Origin of the sequence: Desulfitispora alkaliphila (assembly GCF_050433185.1) — a bacterium.
Taxonomy (GTDB): domain Bacteria; phylum Bacillota; class Desulfitisporia; order Desulfitisporales; family Desulfitisporaceae; genus Desulfitispora; species Desulfitispora alkaliphila.
The window spans coordinates 1-9,693 of sequence record NZ_JBNPXS010000063.1 but is presented as its reverse complement, the minus strand read 5'-3'; the positions used below and the strand labels follow the sequence as shown (position 1 = coordinate 9,693).

General features: G+C 40.3%; 8 protein-coding genes and 1 pseudogene. 5 read left to right on the top strand and 4 right to left on the bottom strand.

What is annotated here, in order from left to right; translation table 11 throughout:
• Nucleotides 1-102: 102 nt before the first annotated feature.
• The 3 genes from GGQ84_RS14745 to GGQ84_RS14735 are packed head-to-tail and all read right to left on the bottom strand — an operon-like array spanning nucleotide 103 to nucleotide 3,046.
• Complete coding sequence (locus GGQ84_RS14745) at nucleotides 103-987, bottom strand: glycine betaine ABC transporter substrate-binding protein (protein ID WP_429163570.1); 885 nt, start codon at nucleotides 985-987, stop codon at nucleotides 103-105.
• A 27-nt stretch (nucleotides 988-1,014) separates the two neighbouring features.
• On the bottom strand, nucleotides 1,015-1,860 hold the full coding sequence (locus GGQ84_RS14740; RefSeq protein WP_429163569.1) for an ABC transporter permease: 846 nt from the start codon (nucleotides 1,858-1,860) through the stop codon (nucleotides 1,015-1,017).
• Entirely contained in the window at nucleotides 1,844-3,046 is a 1,203-nt protein-coding gene (locus tag GGQ84_RS14735; RefSeq protein WP_429163568.1) for a quaternary amine ABC transporter ATP-binding protein, read from the bottom strand. Before GGQ84_RS14735 ends, GGQ84_RS14740 begins: the two co-directional genes overlap by 17 nt.
• A 303-nt stretch (nucleotides 3,047-3,349) precedes the next feature.
• Between GGQ84_RS14735 and pfkA the strand changes: the two genes are divergently transcribed.
• From pfkA to larAH5, 5 genes are all read left to right on the top strand, one after another.
• Complete coding sequence (gene pfkA, locus GGQ84_RS14730; RefSeq protein WP_429163567.1) at nucleotides 3,350-4,306, top strand: 6-phosphofructokinase; 957 nt, start codon at nucleotides 3,350-3,352, stop codon at nucleotides 4,304-4,306.
• A gap of 168 nt (nucleotides 4,307-4,474) precedes the next feature.
• A complete protein-coding gene (pyk, locus tag GGQ84_RS14725; RefSeq protein ID WP_429163566.1) occupies nucleotides 4,475-6,217 on the top strand; it encodes a pyruvate kinase in 1,743 nt (580 codons plus the stop codon).
• 407 nt (nucleotides 6,218-6,624) lie between these two features.
• Nucleotides 6,625-6,933, top strand: a complete 309-nt coding sequence (locus GGQ84_RS14720; RefSeq protein WP_429163565.1) for a UxaA family hydrolase — start codon at nucleotides 6,625-6,627, stop codon at nucleotides 6,931-6,933.
• 1 nt (nucleotide 6,934) lies between these two features.
• On the top strand, nucleotides 6,935-8,104 hold the full coding sequence (locus GGQ84_RS14715) for a UxaA family hydrolase (protein ID WP_429163564.1): 1,170 nt from the start codon (nucleotides 6,935-6,937) through the stop codon (nucleotides 8,102-8,104).
• 76 nt (nucleotides 8,105-8,180) lie between these two features.
• The gene (gene larAH5 / locus GGQ84_RS14710) at nucleotides 8,181-9,449 is read left to right on the top strand and encodes a nickel-dependent malate racemase, LarAH5 family (RefSeq protein WP_429163563.1); all 1,269 of its coding nucleotides are present in this window, start codon (nucleotides 8,181-8,183) and stop codon (nucleotides 9,447-9,449) included.
• Between the two features lie 46 nt (nucleotides 9,450-9,495).
• On the opposite strand, the pseudogene GGQ84_RS14705 reads toward larAH5, so the two are convergent.
• Nucleotides 9,496-9,693, bottom strand: a pseudogene (locus tag GGQ84_RS14705) (glycyl-radical enzyme activating protein); the annotation flags it as partial.

The window sequence follows — 9,693 nt, the reverse complement described above, 5'->3', positions numbered from 1 at the left end:
TGCAATTAACTTAATGAACCGCCAAGTACCGAACGGTATGCTTGGTGGTGTGAGAGGACGGTAGATAAAATAATTATCTACCTCCTACTCGATATCTCGTTATTATTGTAGCCACTCTTGAACTTTATCCTGGTTTTCATCTACCCAGATTCGAGCAGACTCTTTTGGATCCATACCATCTGAATTCATGTCCATTACTGTAGCGATGTCTGCATCTTCCCAATGGAAGTTGTTGATGATTTCAAAGGCTGTTGGTGCGTCTTCAGCAAGCCCTTGACGAGCAATTGTGTGAATATCTTCTGCTGCGCCAAACTCTTCTTTTGGATCGTCTAAGAACTTAAGATCCCAACGACCGAACTTCCAGTGAGGTGCCCAACCTGTAACAATGACTTCTTCTTCATTGGCAATTGCGTCAGCTAACGTAGCAGCCATAGCTGCATCACTACCGTCTAGTAATTCGTAGTCTAAGCCGTAAGCTTCAATAGCACTTTCAGCAGCACCCATAATTCCAGCACCTGGGTCAATACCAATAATACGATTGTCAGCTTGTCCAGCTAAATCTTCAATTGAATCCACATCCATGTATGCAGGAACTACTAGGCCGATTCTAGCTTCGCCACCGTAGTTAGAACCAAGATCATCTACTTGATCTCCTACCTGATTCATGTAGCTTGCGTGAGTGAATGGTAACCAAGCTGTAGTGATTACGTCAATATCTCCATTAGCTAGTCCTTCATATAATAGTGAAGCATTTGGGTCAATCAAATCTACTTCAATCCCTGCATCTTCAAGTACTGTCTGTAATACATGGGTGCTGGCAATAGCACAGTCCCATGTCACATAACCGATAGTTATAGCTTCTTGAACTGTTGGTTCATCCCCTGGTTGCTCATCAGCCTCTTCTTCTGGAGTACAGCCTACAGCTACAAGAGCCAGTAGAGCTACTAGAAGAATTGATAAAAATGTCATCTTTCGCATGTTCTTCATGCAAAAATCCCTCCCTAAAAATATGTTTTATTTTTTCTTGGCTATGTTCTGGGTAATTCTATCCAAAATCATAGCCAAAATTACTACCGCTAATCCTGCTTCAAAGGCACTTCCTACTTGTAAACGCTGAATACCGTGCCAAACCTCTCGACCCAGTCCTCCAGCTCCAATCATGGCAGATATTACCACCATTGACAATGATAGCATAATTGTCTGGTTAATCCCAGCCATGATAGTAGGGATTGCCAAGGGCAACTGAACCTTATACAACTTCTGGAAACCAGTGGAGCCAAATGCATCGGCTGCCTCAGTTAACTCCTGAGGCACTTGTCTAATTCCCAGTCCAGTTAATCTGATAGCTGGTGGGATAGAGAATATAACTGTGGCAAATACTCCCGGTACCTTACCTAACTGGAAAAAAGTTACCGCTGGAATTAGATAAACAAATGCGGGCATGGTCTGCATTAAGTCCATCAAAGGCATAATAAATTTATTTGCAGTATCATTTTTAGCTGATAAGATACCAATAGGTAAACCAATTGCTATAGAAATAAAAGTTGCTGTCAAGACCATAGCTAATGTTGTCATGGTTGGTTCCCATAGCCCTAAATTGTATATTAGGTACATACCCACAAAGGTAAAAATAGCAGTACCCTTGTTTACAATAAAGTAAGCTATTAGCGCTAAAATAGCCATTAAAGCAACTGGTGGAATTGCCATTAAAACACCTTCAAAACTACTCAATCCACTATCTACAATTGAAGATACTTGGCGGAAGAAGGTTCTGAAGTTAGCAGTTAAAAAATCTACAGCTGCATCAACTGCTGGACCGATTGGAATTTTAGTTTGCAGTAAATTAGTTATTGTCTCCATTTGCTAGTCCCTCCCTTCCAGAGAGGCCAGCAAGGACTGCTCCTCTAATAACGACTCCTTTGATTTTGCCCTCATCAACTACAGCTAAAGGAAACTTTCCATCTACCATGATAGGAAAAATTTCATTTAATGGAGTTTCTGAGGGAACTTGTTGTACATTTTTCTGAGTGATATCGTGTAGGTCATTCTTGCCCTGGTCAAGAGCATTTTTTGCATCATCAGCGGTGACAACGCCAATTAGCTGACGATTTTTATCTACAACATAGATGCTGGAAATACTTTCTTCCCGCATTTTCCGCAGTGCTACTCTAGGACCATCTTTCTGATAGGCTAAGGCAGCAGGTTTAATCATTACATCGCCTGCGGTTAAGACCTTAGACATGTCCACATCTTCAACGAATTTTTCTACGTATTCGTTGGCTGGATTCATTAGAATTTCTTCTGGTGTTCCAATTTGCACGATCTTTCCGTCCTTCATTAGTGCAATTCTGTCTCCAATCTTTAAGGCCTCGTCCAAGTCATGGGTAATAAAGATTATTGTCTTGTTCATGGTGCTCTGCAAATCTAGGAGCTCGTCTTGCATTTCTTTTCTGATGAGCGGGTCCAGTGCACTAAAAGCCTCGTCCATAAGTAAAATGTCAGGTTCTATGGCCAGAGCTCGAGCTAAGCCAACCCGCTGCTGCATTCCCCCACTGAGCTGACCGGGGAGGTTGTCTTCCCAGCCTTTAAGCCCTACCAACTCTAATGCCGTGCGAGCTTTATCAGATCTCTCATTAGCTGGAATTCCTTGGATTTCTAAGCCGTATTCAGTATTTTGCAATACAGTCTTGTGTGGGAATAGGGCAAACCGCTGAAAAACCATGCCAAGTTTACTCCTGCGAACTTCCCGTAACTTTTCTGGGCTCATAGAAGTAAGGTCTTCATCATCCAAGTATATCTTACCTGATGTGGGGTCGATTAGCCTGTTAAGCATTCTTATCAAAGTAGATTTTCCGCTACCTGAGAGACCCATTACAACGAAAACTTCGCCCTCTTCCACGTGGAAACTGGCATTATTAACTCCTACAGCTTGCTTTGTTTTTTCTAAGATTTCCTCTTTGGATACTTCCTGTTCAAGTAATTCTAAAGCTTTTTTTGGGTTATTACCGAAAACCTTTATTAAATTTTCTACCCTTATTTTATACATTGTATCCTCCCTTTGTTGTTTCTTCTCTCAATATTAAAATCATATCATATACTGGAATTCATAGGCAAACCATGTATTCTACCCTAATATGAGCTTAGAGTATACCTAGAATGACCTATAGCAATTACAGCTTATATACTGCTTATATCAAAAGTAATCCTTCTAAAAACACATAATAACTCATAAAAACAAATACTTTTTAAATAATTGAGTTAAAATAACATTAGATGTGAGAAAATTGTTTCTATTGGGAAAGAATTCTAATATAATTGAAATAAATTAGGATTATAGGTGGTGGGAAATATGCGAATAGCAGTTTTAACAAGTGGCGGAGATTCTCCTGGCATGAATGCAGCTATTAGAGCAGTAGTGAGAAGGGGCATAGCTAATAATTCTGAGGTTTATGGAATTTATCACGGGTATAAAGGTTTATTAAACGGGGACTTTGTCCAAATGACAGCCGGAAGTGTAGGAGATATAATTCAGCGAGGTGGAACCATTCTCAGGAGCAGTCGCTGTGATGAATTCAAGAGCGAAGAAGGACAGCTGAAGGGGATTGAACAGCTAAAACAAAGGGAAATCCAGGGGCTAATTGTTATTGGTGGCGATGGATCCTTCATGGGGGCCAAGAAATTGTGGGATAAGGGTTTTCTTACTGTGGGGGTACCGGGGACAATAGATAATGATATTGCATCAACCGATGTAACCTTGGGATTTGATACTGCGGTTAATACGGTTTTAGATTCTATTGACCGGATTAGAGATACTGCTACTTCTCACGAAAGGACTTTTGTAATAGAAGTAATGGGGAGGGACAGAGGAGATATTGCCCTTTGGGCGGGCCTAACAGGTGGGGCAGAATCTATCCTAATTCCTGAAATCGAAGTGGATATGCAGGACATAGTAAAGAGATTACAACAGGGATATGATCGGGGAAAAAAGCACAGTATCATAATAGTATCTGAGGGAGTTAGTTCGGGAGCTAAGGTGGCGGAAGCATTAAAAGAGGAGACAGGTTTTGATACTAGGGTGACTGTATTAGGCCACGTTCAGAGAGGTGGTTCGCCCACTGCCTTTGATAGAATGCTGGGAAGTAGACTTGGGGCAAAAGCTGTTGACTTGATACTGGCAGGAGACGGTGGGAAAATGGTAGGTATGAATAAAAATAGGGTAGTATCAGTGGACTTTGAAAATGTTTTTAACAAAGAGTTAAAGATAAACCAGGATATGTATAACGTAAGTAAAACACTGTCTATATAAATTATTAAAATTTTCCACAAAGGAATATTAAGATTTTTGTCGAATAGATAGTAGAAGTAGCGCAAAAACTTGAAATAAAGTGGTGTAGAGATGCGGACAAACCACGCAAAAAGCAGAAAAAATCTGTTTTAGCGTGGTTTTATTATATTTAAAGGAGGAGAATTTTAGATGAAGAAGACAAAAATTGTGTGTACTATTGGCCCAGCAAGTGAGGATGTTTCTACTTTAAAGGAATTGATTAAGAATGGCATGAATGTAGCTCGCCTAAACTTTTCTCATGGCAGTCATGAGGAACACGCTCAAAGAATTGAAAGTATTAGAAAAGCAGCATCTGATGTAGGTGTAGATGTTGCTATTATGTTGGATACTAAGGGGCCAGAAATTAGGCTTGGAGAAATACCCGAGGGTAAAGTAATACTAGAAGCGGGGGATAAAATCACCTTAACTGTAGCACCTTGCCAAGGGACAGCTCAGCGTGTTCAAGTAAGCTATGAAGGATTAATAGATGACGTTAAAATAGGCGATAACATTCTTATTGATGATGGATTAGTGGGACTAGAAGTGGAATGTATTGAAGGGGAAGATGTACACTGCGTGGTAGTCAACGGAGGGGAAATTTCTGGAAGAAAGGGTGTAAACGTTCCTGGGGTAGATATAAATCTACCAGCTTTAACAGAGAAAGATATTTCAGACCTTCACTTTGGCATTGATCAGGGAGTAGACTTTATTGCAGCATCCTTTATAAGAAAGCCTAGCGATGTATTAGAGATAAAAGAGATATTAGAAGAAAGAGGAGCCGATATCCATGTTATATCAAAAGTGGAGAATCAAGCAGGGGTTGATAATATAGATGGAATCATTAACGTTTCTGATGGTTTAATGGTTGCTAGAGGTGATTTAGGTGTTGAGATTCCAGCTGAAGAGGTCCCCTTGGCGCAGAAGATGATGATTGAAAAGTGTAATCGAGAAGCTAAACCAGTTATAACTGCTACTCAAATGCTTGACTCCATGATGCGAAATCCAAGACCAACAAGAGCCGAGGCTAGTGATGTGGCAAATGCTATTTTTGATGGAACTGATGCTATTATGCTATCAGGGGAGACGGCGGCAGGGAAATATCCACTAGAAGCAGTAAAGACAATGACAAAGATAGCTATCAGAGCAGAAGGAGCATTGAAGGATAGAAGGCAAAAGGAGCACCAGCAGTTAGAAAAAAGCGTTACTGATGCGATTGGTTTTGCCACAAAGAGAATTGCCCAAGATCTTGGTGCGGCGGCTGTTATCACCAGCACCAAATCTGGTTCTACGGCCAAGGTAGTATCAAAGTGTCGGCCAGAAAGTTCCATAATAGCAGCAACTCCGAGCAAAGAGGTGGCTAGAAAATTACAACTGGTATGGGGTGTACAATCGATTTTGGTAACTGAAACAGATAGTACTGACGAGATGTTTAGAGAATCTGTAGTGGAAAGCTTAAGTGCCGGCTTGATTGAAACTGGGGATTTAGTAGTAATTACAGCAGGTGTGCCTGCGGGGGTATCCGGAAATACAAATCTAATTAAAGTACATATTGTAGGTGAGATTCTTGCTAAGGGTACGGGAATTGGCAAGGGGTGTGTTAGTGGCAAAATTATAAAAGTAAATAGTGCAGCTGACTTAGAGAAAGTTGAAGACAGCTCTATTCTATTGACAAGTATGACTGACAAAGAGGCAGTACCAGCTATGAATAAAGCCGCAGCTATAGTAACTGAAGTGGGCGGAATAACTTCCCACGCTGCAATAGTAGGCATAAGTATTGGAAAACCAGTTATTATTGGAATTGGCGATAGTGGATCTAAATTTAGTGATGGGATGGTAGTTACCTTAGATGTTAACCGAGGATTAATCTATGAAGGAGTAGCAAAGGTTGTATAAAAAAAGCTGTGATTTTTTTAACAACAGGTAAGGAATTTGACGAACTGTGTCGAATTCCTTTTTCTAGTTCCTAGAGAGATGAGGTCCGACCACCAACCTCCAACCAGGATTGAAGACCTAGAAGAGTAAATTAACCCTCTCCGGTTTTCCGGGTTAATGTGTTGGCTCGGAAAACCATATCTTCAATAAAAAAATACTAAGGCTTATTCTTTTGTAGAAGTATTTTCGGTTCCCTTGCCTACAGGAATTTTTTAAAAGTGCGTGGCTTTGTGGGATAAGTATATTGTAATAAAGGGTAAAATATCTAGTATGTAGCTATCTATAACGAGGTGTGAAGACTAACCTTTGAAAATTGAGAAAAAAATTCGAAAATAGATTAAGGAAAATTTATTGAGGAGGTAACAAGCATGGCAAAAGTAACATGGGTAGTAGATCCAAGAGATAATGTAGCGACCATATTAGGTCCAGAAGTAGAAGCGGGAAGTAAAATTGCAGTAGAAATTGACGGGGCAGAAGTAGAGGTGCCAGTAAACCACAAAATAGTTTACGGCCATAAAATTGCAATTAAGCCAATTGCAAAAGGTGAGACAATCTTAAAGTATGGCTTGAGCTTAGGTAAGGCAACAGAAGACATAAAAGTAGGTGACCACGTGCATGTTCACAACATTGAGAGCAACAGAGGCCGTGGAGACTTAAGCAAAAAGGAGGCTGAATAAGATGTCTAAATTTTTAGGATATGTACGACCAAATGGAGAAGTAGGAGCTAGAAATCATGTTCTAATTCTATCAGCAACAGTGTATGCAAATAGCGTAACAGAGCGAGTGGCAAACTCGGTAGTGGGTGCTGTTCCGATAACTCACCACTTGGGTAGATGTCAAACTAGATCAGACCTAGAAATGACCTTTAAAATACTAACTAGAATGGCAATGAACCCAAATGTGGGTGGAGTAGTAATCGTAGACCATTTTAGAGAAGAACTATGTAACATTGATGACATGGCAGAAGAGATTTCTAAAGTTGGTATACCTGTAGAAGCAGTAAACATCAGAACAGTGGGTGGAGCTATCAATGCAGTAGCCGATGCTACAAGAAAAGCGATGAACATCAAAAGAAAACTATCAGCACAAAAGCGTGAAGAAGTAGATATGTCCAAATTTTTATTTGGCTTAAACTGCGGAACTTCAGATACAAGCTCTGGTCTAGCTTCAAACCCAGCACTGGGTCTATGCTCTGATAGAGTTATTAGAGAAGGTGGCCGATCAATTCTAGCTGAATTCCCAGAGCTAATGGGTGCAGAAGAATGGCTAGCGTCAAAAGCAGTAAATCAAGAAGTAGCAGACAAGATTTGGAACGAAATTGCTAAATACGAGCAAAGAATCCTATCAACAGGTGAAGACATTAGAGGATCTCAGCCAACCGGGGACAATATAGCAGGTGGACTGAGCACAATTGAAGAGAAGTCACTAGGTGGAGCCAAAAAGAGTGGATCAGCTACAATCATGGATGTGATCGGTAATGGAGACCGACCAGGAAAAGATGCTGGATTATACATGATGAACACTCCAGGACATGGAGCTGAGTCAATTACAGGTATCGCAGCAGCAGGAGCTCAGGCACTAGTATTCTCTACAGGTGGAGGACACACAATTGCTCACCCAGTAATGCCAACAATTAAGATAACAGGAAACGGAACATCTTACGATCAAATGCAGGATACAGTGGACTTAGACTTAAGAGGTATCCTAGAAGGAAAGATTTCTCTAGAACAAGCATCAGAGATGATTTATGATGAGCTAGTAGAAGTATTATCAGGAAAGCTTACTAAGACAGAAATCCTAAAAGAGACAACAGGATTTGCTATTCACAGGGTAGGGTTGAGTATTTAATTAAAGAATAGTACAATCGAATTAGTATAATCGGTCACAACACCGATTATACTAATTTTGTATTATATAAAAGGCGGTGATAAATTTGGCAGAAGTAAAAATACCATATGGAAAAACATACATTCAAATAGATACAGAAAAAGTGCCAAACGTCCAGGTTATTATGCCTGAAGATATTGAGAGTGAATACAGTGAGGAAGAGGTTATCAAACAGGCTTTAGCTAAGCCTATAGGTAATAAAGGAATAGAAGAATTAAAGGACGCAAAGAATGTTGTGATTGTGACTTGTGATAACACCAGAGCTGTTCCCAATAAGTTAGTAATGCCAATTTTATTAGACAGACTGGAGGAATTAGGAGTTGAAGCTAGCAAAATTACAATAATAATTGGTGCTGGTTTACATCCCCCTATGCCTGAAGATAGATTTGAAGAATTTTTAGGACCTGAGGTTGTGTCTAGGGTGAAGGTAATGTCCCATGATGCCAAAGATCAGGAACAACTTGTACATCTAGGTGAGACAAGCAATAACACTCCTATTTGGATAAATAAAAACTACGCCAATGCAGATGCAAAAATAGTAGTTGGAATGATTGATCCCCACCAGTTTATTGGCTTTAGTGGGGGAGTAAAAGGAGTAGCTATAGGGGTAGGGGGCGAAAAGCTGATTCAGGCCAATCATTCCATGCTCACTAAGCCAAATTGCCGGATGGGCATTTTAGAGGAGAACCCAGCCCGGCAGGACTTGGAAGAAGTTGGAGCGATTGTTGGAATAGACTTAATCCTAAATGTAATAGTTAACAATAAAAAGCAAGTAGTTAAAGCTGTTTCAGGTGACTTTAAAACAGCTCACCGAGAGGGAGTAAAACTGGCTCAAGAGGTCTGTCAGGTTAAAGCAGAAGAAGTGGATTTAGTTATCGCATCTCAAGGTGGTTATCCAAAAGATGTAAACCTATACCAAGCACAAAAAGCACTTGCTCATGCTGCGGCACTGGTGAAGCAGGGTGGAGTTATAATCCTTGTGGCAGAGTGTATTGAGGGTGTAGGAGAAGTGCTATTTGAGGATACCATGAAGCTAGACAGCAATCCCCAGGAGGTTATAGACAGGTTTGGATCGTCAGAGTTCAAAATGGGTGTTCACAAAGCATTTTTGTGGGCCCGTTCCCTGGCAAAAGCTAAAACTATTTTGGTTTCAGAGGGAATAGATGATGAAATGGCTCAAGTAATGATGGTCACTAAAGCTAAAAGCTTGGAAGAGGCACTAGAAATAGCTGGCAAAGAGTTACCTGAAAACCCTACGGCAGCGATTATGCCTAAAGCTTCTTCTACTATTCCTGTAACAGAATAATAATAAAACCTAGCACAAAGCTATTAGCTCCCTGCTAGGTTTTACTTTACTTTTTTAACTTAGAATCAACAGCCTTTTTCAAAAAGGTGAACTTTTCATTACTCAACTTAACGCCTGTAAGAGGATAATCTTTACCAATATACTTATACTTTTGCTCGCCTAAACGATGGTAGGGTAAGAGCTCAAGTGTCACATTAGGCTGATCTTTAATAAAATCAGATATGGCAAGCACATCGGCTTCTGT